14 protein-coding genes are annotated in these 19,886 nt (G+C 42.6%); 2 read left to right on the top strand and 12 right to left on the bottom strand.

What is annotated here, in order from left to right; all coding sequences use genetic code 11:
- The first annotated feature begins 6 nt into the window (after positions 1-6).
- Positions 7-834: a class I SAM-dependent methyltransferase gene (locus ACL9RM_RS18905; RefSeq protein ID WP_250267231.1), complete on the top strand. Its 828-nt coding sequence runs from the start codon at positions 7-9 to the stop codon at positions 832-834.
- A gap of 166 nt (positions 835-1,000) precedes the next feature.
- Here ACL9RM_RS18905 and ACL9RM_RS18900 read toward each other — a convergent pair whose 3' ends face one another.
- The 12 genes from ACL9RM_RS18900 to ACL9RM_RS18845 all read right to left on the bottom strand — a co-directional run bounded on the left by ACL9RM_RS18900 (position 1,001) and on the right by ACL9RM_RS18845 (position 17,164).
- Positions 1,001-1,747, bottom strand: coding sequence for a glycerophosphodiester phosphodiesterase (locus tag ACL9RM_RS18900; protein WP_250267230.1), 747 nt, complete (start codon positions 1,745-1,747; stop codon positions 1,001-1,003).
- A gap of 88 nt (positions 1,748-1,835) precedes the next feature.
- The gene (locus ACL9RM_RS18895; RefSeq protein ID WP_250267229.1) at positions 1,836-2,897 is read right to left on the bottom strand and encodes a hypothetical protein; all 1,062 of its coding nucleotides are present in this window, start codon (positions 2,895-2,897) and stop codon (positions 1,836-1,838) included.
- 24 nt (positions 2,898-2,921) lie between these two features.
- Positions 2,922-4,817 carry an HSP90 family protein gene (locus ACL9RM_RS18890; protein ID WP_250267228.1) on the bottom strand — a complete coding sequence of 632 codons (1,896 nt, stop codon included), beginning with the start codon at positions 4,815-4,817 and terminating at the stop codon, positions 2,922-2,924.
- A 420-nt stretch (positions 4,818-5,237) separates the two neighbouring features.
- On the bottom strand, positions 5,238-6,752 hold the full coding sequence (locus ACL9RM_RS18885) for an alpha-N-arabinofuranosidase (RefSeq protein WP_023986630.1): 1,515 nt from the start codon (positions 6,750-6,752) through the stop codon (positions 5,238-5,240).
- A gap of 617 nt (positions 6,753-7,369) precedes the next feature.
- Positions 7,370-9,217, bottom strand: a complete 1,848-nt coding sequence (locus ACL9RM_RS18880; RefSeq protein ID WP_414126441.1) for an ABC transporter ATP-binding protein — start codon at positions 9,215-9,217, stop codon at positions 7,370-7,372.
- A 65-nt stretch (positions 9,218-9,282) separates the two neighbouring features.
- Positions 9,283-10,428 (bottom strand): opsin family protein, encoded by a 1,146-nt coding sequence (locus tag ACL9RM_RS18875; protein ID WP_250267226.1) that lies wholly within the window; start codon positions 10,426-10,428, stop codon positions 9,283-9,285.
- Positions 10,425-11,114, bottom strand: a complete 690-nt coding sequence (locus ACL9RM_RS18870; RefSeq protein ID WP_250267225.1) for an ABC transporter permease — start codon at positions 11,112-11,114, stop codon at positions 10,425-10,427. Before ACL9RM_RS18870 ends, ACL9RM_RS18875 begins: the two co-directional genes overlap by 4 nt.
- Before the next feature lie 4 nt (positions 11,115-11,118).
- Positions 11,119-12,006, bottom strand: a complete 888-nt coding sequence (locus ACL9RM_RS18865) for an ABC transporter ATP-binding protein (protein ID WP_250267224.1) — start codon at positions 12,004-12,006, stop codon at positions 11,119-11,121.
- Positions 11,987-13,408 carry a PapB family radical SAM/SPASM ranthipeptide maturase gene (gene papB / locus ACL9RM_RS18860; protein WP_250267223.1) on the bottom strand — a complete coding sequence of 474 codons (1,422 nt, stop codon included), beginning with the start codon at positions 13,406-13,408 and terminating at the stop codon, positions 11,987-11,989. Before papB ends, ACL9RM_RS18865 begins: the two co-directional genes overlap by 20 nt.
- Positions 13,409-14,116: 708 nt before the next feature.
- Positions 14,117-14,971: a carbohydrate ABC transporter permease gene (locus tag ACL9RM_RS18855; protein ID WP_023986622.1), complete on the bottom strand. Its 855-nt coding sequence runs from the start codon at positions 14,969-14,971 to the stop codon at positions 14,117-14,119.
- Between the two features lie 18 nt (positions 14,972-14,989).
- On the bottom strand, positions 14,990-15,874 hold the full coding sequence (locus ACL9RM_RS18850; protein WP_061830707.1) for a carbohydrate ABC transporter permease: 885 nt from the start codon (positions 15,872-15,874) through the stop codon (positions 14,990-14,992).
- A 36-nt stretch (positions 15,875-15,910) separates the two neighbouring features.
- Entirely contained in the window at positions 15,911-17,164 is a 1,254-nt protein-coding gene (locus ACL9RM_RS18845; RefSeq protein WP_061830775.1) for an extracellular solute-binding protein, read from the bottom strand.
- Between the two features lie 537 nt (positions 17,165-17,701).
- Here ACL9RM_RS18845 and bglX point away from each other — a divergent pair.
- Positions 17,702-19,876 (top strand): beta-glucosidase BglX, encoded by a 2,175-nt coding sequence (bglX, locus tag ACL9RM_RS18840; RefSeq protein WP_235308313.1) that lies wholly within the window; start codon positions 17,702-17,704, stop codon positions 19,874-19,876.
- Positions 19,877-19,886 lie beyond the last annotated feature (10 nt).

The following is a 19,886-nucleotide window of genomic DNA, read 5'->3' as shown; positions in this document are numbered from 1 at the left end:
GGACCTATGATACCTGAGGGAAATCTGCAAAGTAATGTGGATCGTTTCAACGGTTTTGCCGACAACTACGATCAGCATCGCCCGGAAGCGCCGACACTCGTCGTGGAAATCATCAGCCGCTATCTGGAGCGAAATGTAGAGCTAGTTGCCGATATTGGCTGCGGTACAGGACTTTCAACTTTCATATGGGAAAACGCCGCTCGGCAAATCGTCGGTATCGAGCCTAACCCGGACATGAGAGGAAAAGCACAGCACAAGCTGGAGACAGCAGGAACGACAATAGCAGAAACCATTTCCTTCAAAAGCGGGTTCTCCAACAACCTGCCCTTTGAAGACGGAACTGTAGACGTCATTACCTGCTCTCAATCCTTTCACTGGATGGACCCCGAGAGCACGCTTCAGGAAGCGGGCAGGGTCTTGGCTCAGGGCGGCGTGTTCGCGGCCTTTGACTGTGACTGGCCTCCGGTACTGCAATGGCAGATAGAGCAAGCTTATACAGAGCTTATCACCAAAGCGGATACCCTTTTGGAACAGGAAGCCCCAGTAGAGCAACAAGCTCATAAATGGAGCAAGGATCAGCATTTAGCTAATCTGCACCGCAGCGGACAATTCCGATATACCCGGGAGATTGTCTTCCATAACCGTGAGCAGTGTGACGCAGCTCGCTATACAGGGCTCGCTCTCAGCCAAGGGGGTATTCAAAGTCTCTTCAAACTTGGCAATCGAGCGCTTGACGACGATATAACCCGCTTCGTGAAGCTGGTAGAGAATCATTTTCAGGGCAGAACACTAGATATCCTGTTCAGCTATCGCATGCGGCTCGGCATCAAGTAGAAAGGAATCAAGGTCATCGTGGATGTTACGCTCTTCGACTTAGGGCAAAAAAGACTCTCCCTCGCCTCGTAAAAACGAGTGCGTATAGGAGAGTCTTTTTCACTTCAATAAATAGCAACAGTCATATCCCTGCAAACCTAAGTCGCAGTTCCGATGTGTCTTCGACTTAGGAAGAGCGAACAGCCAACAAATGCGCCAACCGATCAGGATAATCCGTGATGATGCCGTTCACCCCAGCCTCCAGCAGACGCTTCATTTCTTCCGGTTCATTCACCGTCCATGGATGGTAGACGACGCCTAATGCCAAAGCCTCTGATACAGCTTCTGGTGTAACAACTTGTTTGTAGGCATGAAGTGCTGTAACTCCGAACTGGGTTGCATACTCCGATGGGCGAACCATAATTTCAATATACAGCGCCCCCGTCTTGATCTCAGGAGCAAGCTGCGCACAGAGCGCCAGCGATTCGTGATTGAAGCTGGATATGATTACCCGCTGTTCCAACCCAAAACGCTTCACAGCAGCAATGACCTCTTCCTCCATTCCCGGATAGAGATAAATACTATTTTTCAACTCTAAATTAATAATTGTATTCGAGGACTGGGCTAGTTCCAGCAGCTCATCCAGCATTGGCACCCGCTCACCTCGGAATTTCTCATCAAACCAGCTGCCCGCATCCAGTTTATTTAATTCTTCTAGCGTAATATCCTTTACATCCAGTGAGCAACCTGTCGTACGCTTGAGCGACTCATCGTGAATTAGCACCAGATGCCCATCTTGGGTACGCTGCACATCCGTTTCTATACCTGTTGCTCCCAGTTCCAAGGCGTGGCAGAATGCCGCCATCGTATTCTCAGGACATACACCTGAAGCTCCGCGGTGTGCGAAGTTAATCACCTTCTCGGTTACAGTCACAACATAACCCCTCCTGTCATTTCACAGGAACATTATACCTGCTCATTGTTTGGGCTGTATAAAATATTCGTCACAGCTACCACTTCTTCTATGCCGTTTGAACAATTTTCCCGATCCAATCGGAATAAAACGTATTCCCGTTCCGTCGATCAAAATCAGCCGCCGCTGATTCTGCCAGTGGCCTAAAATACGCAATGATTTCTGTCAATGTGCGATCCTCTCTAGCCCATTCCAAGGAAGCCGGCAACCGGATCAACCGTTTTTCTCCCGAAGTATCCAACTTTTGCAGTAGACTCACCATCGTCGCGTAAAAATACATCTGCTCCAGCCCGCTCTCATAGTCCAGTGCCATATGTAGATGACGCTCTACCACTTCGATTCCTTGAATTGGATCGGCAATCGCCAAATATTCGATATGCTCCGCTATCGTTTTCAGGAAGTCGCGTTCATCCCGAATTAGGCGATAGCCTTTGCGATGATTCTCCTTTGCCTCATCAACCTCGCCTTGACGATAAAGCGGCAACAGTACCTGAGAAAGCGTCACATGCGGTACTTCTGCACATTTCATCCGTCCCGACAAAATCGGTTTTGCCACGGCAAGCGCCTGCTCGTCTTCTCCGGTCAAGTAGTAGAAACGCACCATCTGGCTTTGCTCGCAGGCCTTACAATCACTCATACTGTCCCGCTCGACCGAGCGGAAGGTATCCAGATATCGCCGTGCTTCATCCAGTTCACCTATGTCCATCGCGATGCGGAACTTATAATAATAATATGGACGCTCATTATACCCATATTCGGCATAACGTCTGCGCATATCTTCCGCCAGATCTTCTATTTGAGTCTTCGATATATTGGAAAAGCTGCACACCTTACCGAGTATCCATTTGTAATTCCACAACAGCTCATCTGCGTCGTATTCCTCTGGATTTTGATCAAATTGGCCCAGCTGCCACGAAAAAGCAATCAGCGACTTCAATGGATATCCGTTAAAAATAGCGCAGTCCACAATCTCTCCCCGGATTTCATAAGCAAGTTCCTTCAACCCGGATGTGTCTGCCAAGCGGACAGCTTCTTCCAGAATCGCCAGCTTTGCTGCACCCCCGGGCAGATCCTGCGCCTGTTCCATCAATTCATATATCGTATCTTCCATTTGGCTCCCCCTATAATTACGCAATTACGCATTTTGTCCGTTCCCTAATCCCCAATTGATAAAATGCAGCACACTCCGATTCATCAGTCCCAACTCACTACGGTTCATCGGGTAGTGCCCCATCATAAGCGCATTCACATACATCATTTCTGTAGCTGCCGTGACCATCTGCGTATCGGTAGCTTCAAGAATCCGCGCCACCACCGGGTTGTTCAGATTAAAGTATAAGGTGGAATAGCCCGAATTTTGCTGAACTCCTGCTTTCAGACTATCAAGCACATTGGAAAAAAGTGAGGTTGTCTCCTCAACCGTGTTTTCCATAGAGCGCAAGGTCAGGGCATCCTGAGAAATGGTATACAACACTGGCAAACTCGCAGGCTCAAAACGCTTCAACTCAGCGCGGCAACGCATCGGCTGCAAAGCAGCATCCATGACACGTAGCACACCGTAATAACTCTCGCGTTCTTCCTGCGTTAGCCCGGTAAATGAAAGAGATACTTCCTCAGGGCTAAGACGCTCTGTTTGCAGGTTAGGGTCAATCCAATGCAGCCTTTCCAAAATGTCTGAATCATAAATATAGCCGCCATTGATCACCAACATGGATTGCGCCGCCGCCACATGCGTAATCTGACGATACTCATCTACTGTCGATGTGTAATGCAGTGGACGTCCGTCCGCCTCTTGGATCAGTTCTTTCAGCTCACGCCGCCCAAATGTACTTTCGAAGGAAAACCAACGGTACATTATCCGCAAAAATTCATCATCCTCCACGGCGAGCGCCTTCATGGACAGCTCATGCAAACGAATCCAGTGCTGCAAGCGGTCTGGCTCATACTGCGCCATGCGTAGCAGTTCTTCCCGAATACAGGTTCCCAGTTCAGAACGAACATCGTCAAGCTGCTCATTTTCATAAAAATACTCACGTGATGCCGTTGGTTGCAATTCATCTGTCCAAATCAGGCTTTTAATGAAGAATGCCCATTCCGGCAAAACATTTTCCGCCTTGTCCGACACCAGCATATGCTTCAGGTACACCCGATGCAGCCGCTTGCTGTTCAGATTAACACTGCGAGGCAAAATGAATGCAATCCCGCCTGTTCTGCCCGATGTCGTCCGCAACGGTATAAAATCACTGAAGCGCTCGCCCATCAGGCGATAGCCTAAATCCAGTACCTCACTACGGCGACTCCGTAATTGATCTGGGTCCTGCATCCAGCTCGTCGACGGAAGATTGACCCGTTTGGTCTCCCCATCTACAGACAGCATGACCGGATACGGCAGCAACGCCCCATAATAGAATAGAGACTCCTCCACCTGCGCTGGCTCATAATAAAACTCACTTCCCGGCTTGCAGCGCAAATAAATTTGTGTCCCTACAGGCAGCTCGGTTTCCAATCGACGAATCGTATACGTCCCATCCGGCTTCCCTCTCCATTCCATGGAGATGCCTTCCTTCACCGAGCGGGTCAGCACTACAATTTCATCGCTCACCATAAAGCAGGATAGTAACCCAATCCCAAAGCGTCCGATAAACGAAGTCTCAGAAGCCAGCAAATCGGCTCCCTTCTTGGAAGACTGACCGATGATCGACAAAAAACGGTGAATGTCTTCTTCTGACAATCCAATGCCGTTATCCTGAATCATCAATACCTGATGCTCCCCGGAACCAGATAACTCCACGATGACTTTACCTTCATAGTCGTTACTCTCAGAAGCTGTATCTTCAAGGGCCTTGTCTTCTTGTAATACATTACTTTCAGCAGCAACCTTCCGCAGCTCCTTGCGAGCCGTGATCGCATCTGTTGCATTTTGCAGAGCCTCACGTATAAACACTCGCGGACTGCTATATAAATGATTGGCCAAAATATCAATCATACCGCCCAAGTTCACTTGAAAACGATATTCGTCTGTTTGACTCATACAGATCATTCCTTTCTCGAAATACTACAACCACCATTTGGATTTAAATAGACTGTCTTTTAAAGTATAACGTGGATTTAAGTCGGATTGCACACCCTGCATTTCAGATATCAGTACGTTGACAACGATATAATAGGGTCTTTTTTCACCTGGGAAGTATGGCACTGGGTCTAATTAACTTCATAAAAATGTACGGAGTACGAGCACTTAGTGAATAAGGATCATCTTTGTCTAGTTAAATTTAGTAATAAACATAATATTTATTTAAAATCCACCCTTCTCTTAGAAACCTATATCTATGGAGGGACAAATGGCTCATTTTACGCAAAAAGCTCGCATTGCCGCTCTTGTAATACTCTTACAAGAGAGGATGCGAGCTTATTTAGATACAGTCGAAGCTGTACCTTTTACAGAAGAGAATTAATGAGACTTAGCGAGACGGATAACGTTCCACGATGCTTTGCCCAAATGAGCTTTTACAATTCCGTCTTCAAGCTTAGCATTGCCGCCGTTGTGAGGCGTAACTTTTTCACCAGCTGGACTGTTGGTCGCTTTAAGATCATCATGCTCCAATACAGTATGCTCGACAATGCGGTAGCCTTCAAAACTGCGTACATCTACTGTCAGCTCCAGCGATTCAGACAAATGACGGTTCACTGCAAAGACAGTCAGTGCGTCTCCCTCTTCATCATAAACTACAGCGCTGTCCAGATAAGGAATGTCTGTGAAGTCCTTGGAATCGTATTTTTCCGAATCCACAACAGGCATCAGCGATATGCCACGACCATAACGGGAGGCATGCAAATACGGATAGAAAATCGTTTGTTTCCACGCCTTTCCGTTATTCTCGGTCATGATCGGCGCAATAACGTTAACCAGTTGGGCGAGGCAAGCCATTTTCACACGATCCGCGTGGCGCAGGAACGTAATCAACATACTGCCTACCAACAATGCATCCTCAAAGTTATAGATATCCTCAAGCTGCGGCGGTGCCACAGACCACGGATCAATTTTTTTGTCCGCATCATTGGAGTGGTACCATACGTTCCATTCGTCAAAGCTGAGCATCATTTTTTTCTTGCTGCGTTTCTTTGCTTTGATATAGTCACAAGTCGAAATGACCGTATGAATAAAATGATCCATATCCATAGAGCGTGCCAGGTAATTAGCCGTATCATTGTCATGATTGCCGTAGTATTGGTGCAAGGAAATATAGTCTGCTACCTCATAGGTATGATCCAGTGTGGTTGCTTCCCATTCTGGGAACGTCGGCATTGTGGAACTGGAGCTACCACAAGATACAAGCTCAATGTCAGGATCAATCAGCTTCATGGCTTTTGCAGATTCAACAGCCAGACGGCCATATTCTTCTGCTGTCTTGTGACCAATCTGCCATGGGCCATCCATCTCGTTACCAAGACACCAGGTTTTAATCTTATGTGGTTGCTCTACACCGTGACTACGACGTAGATCACTCCAGTAGGAGCCGCCTGTGTGATTGCAATATTCCACCAGATTACGCGCAGCATCAATTCCGCGCGTACCCAGATTAACCGCCATCATGACTTCGGAACCTACATCCTTGGCCCACTTGAAAAATTCATTCGTACCCACTTCATTCGGCTCGACCGTTCTCCACGCCAGCTCCAACTGTCTAGGTCTGGACGCGACAGGGCCAACACCGTCCTCCCAATTGTAACCGGATACAAAATTGCCTCCCGGATAGCGTATAATAGGAACATCAAGCTGTTTTACCAACTCTTTAACATCATTTCGGAAACCGCTTTCATCACTGGTTGAATGAGTAGGCTCGTAAATGCCACCATATACGGCACGCCCGAGATGCTCTACAAAAGAGCCATAAATGCGTTTATCGACTTCAGCAATACGAAAAGATTTGTCTACAATCATCTTTGCTTTTACAGCTGCTGCCACCTAAACCATCCTCTCTGAATGCGAAAATAAAATCCGTGTACCACCAAGACTAAGATGCCGTTTTATTTACGGTTTTAATATAACACACCATATTCATCATAGTCAATATTATTATTAAATACTTAATATAATTATTAACATTCAGAATAAACGATAAGCAATTGGTCACGTATTTCTAAGTGTTTCGTTTTATAAACAAACTTATTGAGTGAATACCTGCTGATCATATTTCCATTAGAGTAAACGGAGGTGCTTCTTTGAACGATAGCGTTCGTCTGAAAGCACCCTCCTAATTGTACTATACACATAATAGCCCGATCAGACTGCAAAATACGCGGCCTGTACCCTTCCTCGCTGTCAAATATAATATTTCGGTTACGGCTACAACGACTCGAATCTATAGACTGAAAAGAAAACTTCGTACATTATCCCATCAATATTGTCTAACTCATATATAAATATATCCATGTAAAGCAAAAAAGCGGAGCCCCTCTTCCAAAGAGAAGCTCCGCTGTCGTTCTTGTGACTATGACTTGTATATTCTACTTAGTCTAGTTCTTTAGGTAAAAAACAATACTGTTCACAGTCCAAATATATGCCAGAATCCCTATACACAGTTAGCGTGTATCATTAGTAACTAGCGCTTCCTGGAATGTATTAATTTCATCAGAAAATAAATCATAGTAAAGCCCTCGACTTTCAATTAGTTCTTGGTGAGTTCCTTCTTCTATAATCTGCCCCTTATCCAGAACTAAAATTTTACCTGCATATAGAACAGAGGTATAACGATGAGAAATGTAGAGGCAAAGCCTATCAATAACAAAATTTTGAAATTGGCGAAATACTTGTTTTTCTGATTCTGGATCAAGAAATGAACTAGGCTCATCTAATACGTAAACGTCAGCATCTTTGAAGAGCGCTCTCGATATAGCTATCTTTTGCCACTGCCCTCCTGAAAGCTGTATACCCCCTTCAAAGTTTCTTCCTAGCTGTTGTTCTAATTGATTAGGCAAATCTCGTATTACCTTATCTACTCCTGTATGTTGTGCCGATTTCCATATCCTAGTATCAAATTCAAGATGTTCTATACTACCAAAACCTATATTTTCTCTTACTGAAAAATCGAATTGAACAAAATCTTGAAATATAACACCTATTTTTTTATAAAGTACTTCTTTATGATAATTTCGAATCGAGATAGAATTAATTAAAATATCCCCTTTAAAATCTTCATATAATCCCATTAAAAGTTTTATCACTGTTGTTTTCCCTGATCCATTCCTGCCCACTAGAGCAAGAGATTCACCACGCTTCATTTTAAAACTTATATCTCTGAGAGCCAATTCTTTTTGATCTGGGTAGGCAAATGAAACATTTTTAAATTCTATGCATTCTATCGTCGAATCAGCTTGTATACCTGATTCTCTTAGCAACATACTAGAACTGTCTTGTTTATGTTTTATGTTAAAAAAAGCGAATAATTCATCTAGATACAGATTATGATCACACAATGAAATCAATCCTTGAGATACTGTGTTAATATTTTGATTAGCTAATAATACTGCTTGAACTAATGCATAAATACTGCCAACGAGAAATACTTCTTTCCAAGCTATTTGTATAATCATAATCAAAGCAATGGCTATAAATAATGTACTTATTACTTGAAAAGACAAATATAACGCAATACGTTTTTTGGCTAAATACTTATCCTCTTTGTAGAAAACATCAAAAATGTCCTTATATTTTGCTGTAAAGTAGTCACTAAGTTGATACAATACGATTTCTTTAAAAGACTTCTCATTAGTCAATAAGTAATTAATATACCTGGATTTACGTTGTAAAGGAGCCCGTTTTTTCTTGGCTACATATTGAATTTGTGTGAACCTCAATAAAGAATAAAAAGATGCTAGGGGGGAAACAACAAGAATCAGTAAAATCCACCATCTGAATGCTATTAAAATGGCAATACTAGAGCATAACGTAACCATGGAACTTAACAAATTAATGAGTTCTTTATAGATCTGAATAGGTCTATCTATTGAGTCGTTTTGTACTCTTTTGAGCTGATTATGTACTTGCGGACTTTCAAAATCCGCAAGGTTAAATGTTGATGTTTGTGATACTATTAATGTTTGTAATTTATTTATCAGTGAAATTTGAAATAATTTATCAGAATATTCAATTAAACTTGAAATAAGCAAACTAGAAAACATCACGATAATTACAGGGAACACTGCACTTATTTGAAGCTTATGCCATACCGTGCTAGTCTCTAATTCAGAAACCAAATACTGTATGGAAAGAAGGTTAGCAATCGGGAGTATTCCTTTTAGTAGATAGCCAAAAATAATGATAATAAAGTAGATAGGTTCTGTACTCCATAATAACTTAGTTAACTTCGGCCAATATTGGAATGAATGAAATATAGCTCTGAAATTCAAATGTTCTGCCTCACGTTCCATGCATCCCATCCCTTTCTTTTTATCTACTATTATTCGTTCTTCATGAAACCTCGCTATTTTAGCTCTCATTCCCCATGAATTGTATAGACATTTTCGGGATTTTTCTTTCTAACTTCCATAATAATGTCATTTTTGAGGTGTTTAAAAGCGTCAACTTGCTCATTGGATAAGTGGGTCGATTGGGGCAAAATGTAATCAATCCACTTACTCGCCCAATCCATTCCGAAATTAAACTCTAAAAGCTTATTTGAATAAATATTGATTTGAAGTTTATTATGATTTTGCACTATTATTTTCGGCTCGAACGATGACATGGAGTGTATTCGGGTGATTTCCAGGGTATAGCGAACCGGGTGTGTCTCCTTTTTCTTAGCCACTTGATACAGCGTTTCAAAGAGGGTGGCAAATTGCCTCGCCTGATACGAACTAATCCCCTTATACTCTACTTGTGTTTGTCCCACAGTTATTTTTTGAAACGACGAAGTCTGTAGATTCTCATTAAATAGCCTCTCATATCCCCATACGCCAATCAGTATACTACAAGCAAGGACCGTACTAATCCAAGGGATTATAGACTTTTTGCCCCCTCCGCGCCGACTGGATAACAATGTGCCTAATCCATAAAATAATAAACTACAGCCTAAGAGTCCAAAGAGATTTCGCCAGTTGATCATATAGGGGTTGAATATATTCACTACAGGAGATATGTAACGTAACTTTTCATTAAAAGACCAGGAAACTAAACCTATAGGAAGGTAAAAAGCAATGAGAAAAGTGAAGGCCAACCCATAATGCTTTACTACCTGCCCTAACAAGAGACCCAACATCGACGAAAAAACACTAGAAAAAAACACAATGATAACCAAATTCCATAATGATACATCAGCGAATGATTTCCATAAAAGTCCTATCATCATGAGCAAGAGAGGAAACGAAAGAATTAAAGAAACATAAAGCTGGTAAGTGATTAAACGGTAATTAGGAAAGACGGAAATATATATATACGGCTCTGTATGATTACGATTATGTATACTCGCAATCTGTAAAGAAAAAAAAGCTACAAATAACAAGTTAACACTATAAGTTATTGCAATACCTTCATTCATTATTAAATTGAATAAAATAACCACACTAAAGGAAACGAGCAAGGTTACTGCTTGTTCTCTTCGAAGTAAAAGCTGTAGCCAGAAACGAACTATAATTCCATTCATTCTTGTACCCTCGCCATCCATAGATGATTACTGACTTTCATCAATACCCACATAAACAAAAATAGGAATATTCTACCAAAAGCAAACGACTGTGTGAAGAAATTGGAAATAATCCAATCTGGGTTAAACCAGATTGAAATGTAGGGAAAGTTGATAGTAATACTGATTAAAAGGTAAACGAGCATTACAATGTTTACATACAGTTGTTTACGTAAGAGCAAGTTCAATATGACAGTAATTTGAACAGAATATCCCATAGTTGCTAAACCTGCTACTGTTAGATGAAGCAGTATCAAGAATGGAGCCTTACCATGAGTCGACCATTGAACTACACAAATCATAGCTAAAGCGACAAATTGAAATAAGCAAACCACTCCCCATAATACAAAACTCTTACAATAAAAATATTGGGCTCCTTTAAGCAATTTAGGCATTATAACAGAAGAGATCATTTTTTGCTTCTCGCCATCATAAAGAACAGAATACATTAACGGCATTAGTAATATGGTAAAGAACATTTGTCCATGATGCAAAAATATCCATAACTCGTTATTCTTATTCCCTGCTCCTAGATATAAAAATAAAGGAATTAAAAAACAAGAGAACGTTAGTGCTATAAAAAACACTACACTTTTCTTCATAAGCAAAACTTCAAATCGAACTAGGGCTCTGATTACTTGTCCCATTCTGCTAACTCTCCTCCGGATCGGAAATGTATAAATACGCATCCTCAAGATTAGCCGTTTCAGGTGTGACTTCTGTACAACAATCTGGAGGGTAGTTACACAATAATCGAGCCTGAATTCTTCCTTCCTTCCGCACAATGGAGGTGATTCGAGCTTGTTGGCTTAATTGTTCCAATTGATGCTTGCCAACATCAACCAACCATACTTTACCCTCGACAGTTCGAATCATATCGTCTATAGCCCCTTGATACAGACAACGGCCTTCTTTTAAAACGAGTAGTTTGTCACATGTGCTCGAAACGTCAGGAACAATATGAGTAGATAACAATATAATCCGCTCTTCTCCATAATTCTGAAGCAAGTTTCGAAAAGCAATTCTTTCTTTGGGGTCCAGTCCAACCGTCGGCTCATCAACAATTAACAACTTAGGTTGTCCTAACATAGCTTGGGCAATTCCTAAGCGCTGCTTCATTCCCCCAGACAGCTGTTTTATTTTTTTATGAACTTGATCGATAAGTCCCACCTCAATTAATCGCTGAGATGTCTCCTCTTGAATATGACGCTTACCTTGAATACCTTTTAAAGCTGCAAAATAGTGCATAGATTCCATAATCGTTACATTTGGAAAAAAATCGAAATGTTGTGGCAAATACCCTAGTAAGGAACGAATAGCATCAGGTTCTTTTTTCAAAGAATGTCCGAATATTTCAACTTCCCCTCGGTCGAATCTAAGTAAAGTGGCAAGAATTTTCATTAAAGTGGTCTTACCCGCCCCATTGTCTCCGAGCAGTCCGAAAATACCATTATCAATGTGGAAATGAAGCTCGTTAAGTACTTGGTGAGAACCATATGACTTACTTAAAGCTTGAATATCAATTGTCAAATGAGACATCCTCCAATAGTTGCTCTCGCTGCCGCTTAGCAGAGAACAGGTTTTTCTTGTCTTCTTTAGTTAATCGTAAATACAATTCCATACAATCCATTATTGCACTACGAGTAAAGTTACAGTATTTATCCACTGGCTCATTAATCGAACCACTAAGCACCATATTTTCTTGAGGACAACCTCCACCACATAGATTCTTAGCCCAACATTCTCCGCATACAGTTCTCTTCTCTAAACGCATCTCACTAAGCATGCCACTCTTCTTTCTTACATCCATCCCTTCCCTTACATTCCCTAAAGAATAATCCTTTTCATTAACAAATCGTTGACAAGGATAAAGATTACCATGCACATCAACGGCAAGCATATGCGAGACCGCTCCACAAAAATAATCTCGCTTAGAAGAAGAATGAATCATCTTCAAGTATTTTAGAATGTTCGATATTTGACGTGCTTCCCCATATTTTTTAGCTTGAAGCAAAGATTCAAAATGAACAACCAATTTGGTGAATTCCTTTGCATACTTCTCAAAGTCTTCCTCACTAAGCATCTCGACTGCAGGATACATCGCAACATGGCGGATACCAATCCCCATTAAATGTGTAAGTGTATGTGTTATATCCAATTGTACTGGTGAAATCGTAGCTCTTGCTGTTATGACACCTTTTTTTCTTAAACTTTCTGTTCTATTTAAAATGATTTCATAGGTACCTTTTCTGTTCTGATAATATCGATTGAAATCGTGCGTCATTTGATCACCATCTAGACTTATCTGAATAGAAATATGATGATCTAATAAGAAGTTTTCAATTTCTTTGGAAATCAAGGTGCCGTTCGTTGTCATACTATATGTAACACGTTTATTTGATTTTTCTTGTTTTAGCTTAGTGTAGGCTACAACTTCTTTAATAACTTCAATGTTCAGAAGTGGCTCCCCTCCAAAAAAGCAAATATTCAGTTCTTCTTCTTCGCCAGAATGATTAAACAGATAATCAACTGCTTTTAATGCGGTCTCTGTGTCCATCCGTCCTCGGTCATTATATTCTCCGTCTCCTCCATAACAGTAAGAGCATCTTAGATTACACTCTTGAACCAGCATAAGGATTATAGATGATAGACTTACTTGCTCATCATTGCAACTTTTACATTCCTTTTGAATAGACAAATCTTTATTATATATAACCGATGCTTCCTCCAGACTGGCTAATAGCCTATCTACCTCTTCTCTACTAGAACGATGCTTAAGTAATTCATATATTTCTTCAATTTCCTTACCTTCGCTATTACATATATCTACTACGACATCATCAATCTGAAAAAGCCCATTTGTTTTTATATTGTATAAGTATAACTTTTCATTTTGTTCTATGATTTTGACGGGATTTTTTTCAAATGGAGCACTAATCACTAGTAATCATCCTTTCAAAGTTAACAAAATAAGAGGAAGTCCAAGAAGATTAGTTCCCAGACCTCCTAATTGACTATCTGTGTTTGAAAGTCCTATCGCTGCGAGTTTTACTTCAATTAATCGCTATCATTATTAGTACACCAATGACCACTTTCTTTGCTACAAAACCAATCAGTAGCATCACAACCTACACAACGATCACGTGTATCACAAAAAACGCAAGTCATAGGAGAAACACTACCTTCAGCTGCTTGGTTAATAGGATCGAACAATTTGATTCACCTCATTTTTTATATTTTGTTATTTCTTTTCCAATATAGTCAGTTTTTCATTGCATTTCTATACTTTTTTTAAAAAAATTGTATAAAATTTGTTAACATATTATTTTTGAAATATATTCAATTAAATATAATAAAAGTATAATTCGCTTTGCTAAAAAAAACTGGTCTTTGTTAATGTAATGCATACCCTAATGATTCTGGAGGTCGTAACTTTTATTCACCTTCGTAACACGCAATCTGTATTCTAAATCTTTCTTCTCCCGTTCTCATATATAAACAAAACCTGATGCAGCTTTTAAGAATGAATGTCAACTAGTCTGGATTTCCTATTTTTCTATAAAACAAAAACACAAAAAACGGAGAACTTCTTTGACTTAAACTAAGAAGTTCTCCGTTTTGTGTTTTTATCATTTTGCGTATTACACTACTACTTAATCCCCGAAATCGTATAGTTCTCGATAATATACTTTTGGAAAACAATGAAGATAATCATGATCGGAACGACCATAAAGGTCGAGCCTGCCATTTGTAGGGCAAATTGACTTTCGTTCTGCCCCTTGAGCAGTGACAGTCCAACGGACAAGGTGTACAGCTTCTCATCATTCGCAATAATGAGCGGCCACAGAAAGCTGTTCCATCCGCCGATAAAGGTTAAAATGGCCTGTACTGCTAGAATCGGTGTCGAGATAGGCAATACGATTTGCAGAAAAGTACGGAACTCCCCTGCTCCATCGAGGCGTGTCGCCTCTAGCAGTTCTTCCGGGATATCGGACATGAACTGCCGGAACAGGAAGATCGCGAACGCACCTACCAATCCAGGCAGGACAATCCCTAGCATCGAATTGGTCAACCCCATCTGGTTCAGGATCAAATAGACGGGAATCATCGTCACTTGACCTGGAATCATCATCGTTGCCAGTACCAAATAGAACAGAAACCCTTTGCCTTTAAATTGGAATTTGGCAAAGCCATAACCTGCCATGGCATTCAGAAATAATCCGAAGAAGGAAGCTAAAACAATAATCAGCGTATTCGTCAGATAGGTTCCAAAAGCCATGCTATCGAATAGTAATTTAAAATTATCCAGTGTAAAATGCTGCGGCCAGATGGTCGGAGGAATTTTGGTTACCTCCCCCTCTGTCTTAAAGGAGGATAGAATCATCCACGCAAAAGGCAGCACCATCAACAGACCTCCCACGGTCAGGAGAATCGCCACGAACCATTGAAATGTTTTTTCACCACTGCGCGTATTGGCGCGGGCTTGCTGAACAGCTGTTTTCACGTTCATCACCTCTCTCTATCAGGACTCCGCTTTATTTTGCAAACGGAACTGAATCAGCGTTACCGCGATGATCGCGAAGAACAGAATGAACGATCCCGCCGCGGCATACCCGAATTTACTAAATTGGAAGCCGTTATTGTAAATAAACAAGGATGCCGTCAGCGTGCCGTCCAGCGGTTTCCCTTTGGTCATGACAAAAGGTTCCTCGAAAAATTGCAGCCAGCCGATCATCGTCGTGATGGACACGAAGAAAATAGCGTAACGAAGCTGCGGAAGCGTAATATAACGAATTTGCTGCCATGTATTGGCCCCGTCAAGCTGTGCCGCTTCATAATAAGAGCCCGGAATCCCTTTAATAGCCGCAATAAAAATAATCATGTTTAAGCCGATGCCCCGCCAAACCGCTAACACAATCAGCGAAATTTTCGCTACTGTTGGATCGGTCAGCCATGGGACGGGACCTAAATTCATCAGACCAAGTACGTAGTTGAATAATCCAAGCGTCGGATTATACAGATAGCTCCAAACCACTGCGACTGCAACCACATTCGTTACGGACGGCAGATAGAACACGACGCGGAATACTTTGAAAGCACGTGATTTACCCATGTTAATCAGGATCGCGATGCTGAGCGAAAATATCAGCACCAACGGAACACCAATGATGACAAAGAACAACGTATTACCAATGGACTTCAAAAAGGAAGGGTCCAAAAGCACGTTCGTGTAATTTTCCAATCCTATAAAGCGAATACTTTCATAATTAACGAGTCCGGACAGATCCATATCCGTGAAGCTGATCACGAGCGCCAGTAGTATCGGCAACAACGAAAACAGCGTTAACAGGATGATGGAGGGACCGATAAACAAGTATGGCGCAAGCTTCTGCGAGCTTCCTTTCATGCCTTCACTCCCTTTGACAATGACGGATATGGATCATTATTTTTTCATTATACTTGCAGCCTGCTGATTAAAGTCATCCATTTCCTTCTGTACATCGGCATGACCGCGGTAAATACGTTCGAAGCTCTTGATGAATTGTTGAGAAACCTCTTCCCATGCGGCCAGTTGCGGCAATGCTGCGGAATGATCCAACTGTTTGCGAATCGTCCGAAGCATCGGATCACTCTTCAGTTTGGCATCTTCCCACGATTTAGTAGTTGCAGGCAAGTTACTGGACAGATCCATCCATTTCAGCTGTGTTTCTGGTTTGCTCATGTAAGCCAGGAATTTGGCCGACTCCTCTGGGTGCTTGCTGAATTTCATAATTGAAAGGTTGGCTCCACCCAAAACGGACAGGTTGTTTACTTTGCCAGGAAGCTCCGCTATATTCCACTTACCTTCCAATTCTGGTGCCTTGCTCTTGATTTCTTTAATCATGAAGGGACCGCTGATAAACATTGGAACGATACCCTCGCCTTGCAAACCTTGAACGGAATCAATTCCAATATCCACTGCGTTAGAGCCATTTTGGAAAAAGGTATTCACATACTTCACAGCATCCACAAACGGTGGTTGATTGAACAGCGGATTGCCCTGCTCGTCAACCAGCTTGGAACCGTTCTGGAGAGCAAACATAAAGCCCATAGACTGCTCCTTTGCACTAAAGGAGATGCCATATTTGCCTTTGCCCCGAGCCGCCAGCTTTTGAGCAGCATCGGAAAGCTCTTCCCACGTTTTAGGTGCTTCATTATATCCGACTTGTTTCAGTAGGTCAGAACGATAGAACAAAACTCTCGTTTCAGTGTACCAAGGCACACCGACTGGTTTCCCTTCAAATTTTGTCGTACCTACAGCACCCTCGAAGAAATTCTTCGATTCCAGTTCAGGATACTTGCTGATATAAGGGGTAATATCCGTCAATGCACCCGCAGACGCAAGTTCGGGAACCCATGATGTACCTAACTGAACCACGTCCGGACCGGATTTTGAAGCAACGGCTGTCAGCAGCTTATCGTGAGCGTTATCCCAAGGCAACGCCTGTACATCAACGTGAATATCTGGATTTTCTTTCTCAAAATCTTTTACAATTTCAGGCAGCAGTTTTCCTTCTGCTCCCATGCCCCACATGGTGATGGTCGTCTTGCCATTCGCATCTTTGCCAGACGAATCATCCTTGGACGAGCAGCCTGCCAGCGCGCCCCCCAGTAATAAGGTACTTGCCAAAATGATCCCCAACGTTCTTTTCATCATACGAATTCCTCCCGAGATGATCGGTTTACCGATCATGCAATATGATAACGGATTCAAATACGAGGATTTTGCAAAAATACAATAATTGATTGGAATCGAATTTTGCAAAATCCTGATGCATGTAAATACATAGCGATTAAAGCATACCGCTATAACACTTATGTTCAAAGCACAAGGACCATACCCGTCAATAGAAACGTTTCGATAGTCATTATAGAACAAATTGAAACCGTATTCAATAGCAATATTATTTTTTGTTTGTTCGGAATCCTGACTTTTTTTCGTTTTTATCATCTTTATTACGCTATTTAGCCTATAAGAACCCGGTGAATTGGATTTGACTCTCCATTTGAAAGCGTATATAATCCAACTGAGTTCAACAATAGAAACGTTTCGATTAATAATACGACAGAATATTATGCTTCTATACTAGCTATTAGCCTGTTCAGCACTTTTTTGAATCATCTTTATCCAAAAAATCTCATGAATCTGAAAAAGAGAGCTGTCCACCAACAATACAGCTTATGGAGGATTATGATGGAACAACACCTGAATTCCTATTTAGAAAACATGACGCTTGAAGAAAAAGTCGATCAACTGCTACAGCTTGTAGGTGCCTTCTTTGAAGAAGCGGGAACAGATAGTCAAATTACCGGTCCTATGGCTTCTCTCGGCATCACAGAAAAAAATGTCCATAACGTCGGTTCCGTGCTTGGCCTCGCAGGGGCTAAAGAAGCGATTCGTGTTCAGCAGGCTCATTTGAGTAAAAACCGTCTGGGTATTCCGCTTTTAATTATGGCAGATATTGTACACGGCTTCAAAACGATTTTCCCTATACCGCTGGCTATTGGTTGCTCATGGGATATGCAGCTGGCAGAAGAGAGCGCTACCATTGCCGCCCGAGAAGCGGCTGTATCCGGTGTTCACGTCACATTCGCCCCTATGGTCGATCTGGTGCGTGACCCGCGCTGGGGCCGTGTGATGGAATCTACAGGGGAAGATCCTTACCTCAACAGCGAATTTGCTCGTGCGTTTGTGCGGGGGTTTCAGGGTAAAGATCTGACGAACGATACCGACCGGGTGGCCGCATGCGTGAAGCATTTTGCCGCATATGGAGCTGGCGAAGGCGGACGGGATTACAATACTGTTGATGTATCCGCATGGCAGCTGCGAGAGTATTATCTCCCCTCCTACAAAGCTGCTTTAGATGAAGGCTGCGAAATGGTGATGACGTCCTTCAATACCGTAGAAGGCGTAGCTGCAACGGGCAATAAGCGCCTGATGCGTGATTTGCTTCGTGATGAATGGGGATTTGATGGTGTACTCATCTCGGATTGGGCCGCCATCAAGGAGCTTATCCCCCACGGCATCGCCGAGGATGAGCGCGAGGCCGCGAAGAAAGCACTGCTGGCTGGCGTAGATATCGAAATGATGACCTCCTGCTATAACGGGCATCTGCCTGAGCTGGTTCGCAGCGGACAGCTGGATGAAGCGCTCATTGATGAAGCAGTGATGCGTATATTGAAGCTCAAGCAAAAGCTGGGCTTGTTCGAAAACCCACTACGCGGCGCAGACCCTGAGCGTGAACGTGAAGTTGTGTTCTGCGACGCTCATCGCACAGTTGCCAAAGAATTAGCTATTAAATCATGCGTACTGCTCAAAAATGATTCCGTTCTTCCATTGAATCGCAATCAACGTATTGCATTGATCGGACCTTTTGCAGAGAGCGGTGATATCCTAGGTTCTTGGTCGTGGAGCGGTTCACAAGAGGAAGCCATTCGTGTTGTTGACGGGTTCCAATCGAAAATATCCTCCTCGTTGCTCACGGTTGCGGCAGGTTGCTCTATCGACGATATGACTGAGGAGCAATATACAGAAGCTCTGCAAGCTGCCAGCCAAGCAGAGGTTATCGTGTTGGCGCTTGGAGAGCGCTCGGATATGAGTGGTGAAGCAGGCAGCCGTTCCAATATTCGCTTGCCACAAGCCCAGTTGGAACTGGTGAAGCGCCTGAAGACGCTGAACAAGCCTATGGTAGCCGTACTGTTTAATGGTCGTCCATTGGATCTGCACGGCGTCATTGAAGAAGCAGACGCTGTACTGGAAGCCTGGTTCCCTGGTGGCGAAGGCGGCGCAGCAATTGCCGATTTGTTATACGGTGATGCCGAACCTACGGGTCGTCTGACCATGTCATTCCCACAATCGGTCGGGCAGGTGCCCGTGTATTACAATCATTTTAATACAGGACGCCCGCAGTTAGATCCGAATACAAAAGAACGCTACGTGTCCCAATACCTAGACGTACCGAACGAACCTTTATTCCCGTTCGGCTATGGACTGAGCTACACCAATGTAGCCTATGACAGCGTACAGCTTTCCGGCGACACTCTTACTCCCGGTCAGGAACTGACCGTTAAAGTGCAGGTAACGAACACAGGAACGCGTCCAGTCGAGGAAACCGTCCAGTTCTATATTCGTGATATCAGCGGTGATACGGTTCGCCCAATGAAAGAACTGAAAGATTTCTGCAAAGTCCTGCTTACCCCAGGCGAAAGCCGGGAAGTGAAATTTGTATTGACCGAGCCTCAGCTGCGTTATCATCATGCAGATTTGAGCTTTGACAGTGACAGCGGTGAATTTGCCGTCTTTACAGGACCTAACAGCCGAGATACTACAGAAGGCCGTTTTCGGTTAGTAAAAGAAACAGGAAAGTGAGGCGTTCCCT

The sequence above is a fragment of the Paenibacillus sp. S29 genome, from assembly GCF_049319765.1.
GTDB lineage: Bacteria > Bacillota > Bacilli > Paenibacillales > Paenibacillaceae > Paenibacillus > Paenibacillus polymyxa_B.
Note: the sequence above shows the minus strand (reverse complement) of the source record. Positions and strands in the feature narration are given on the sequence as shown.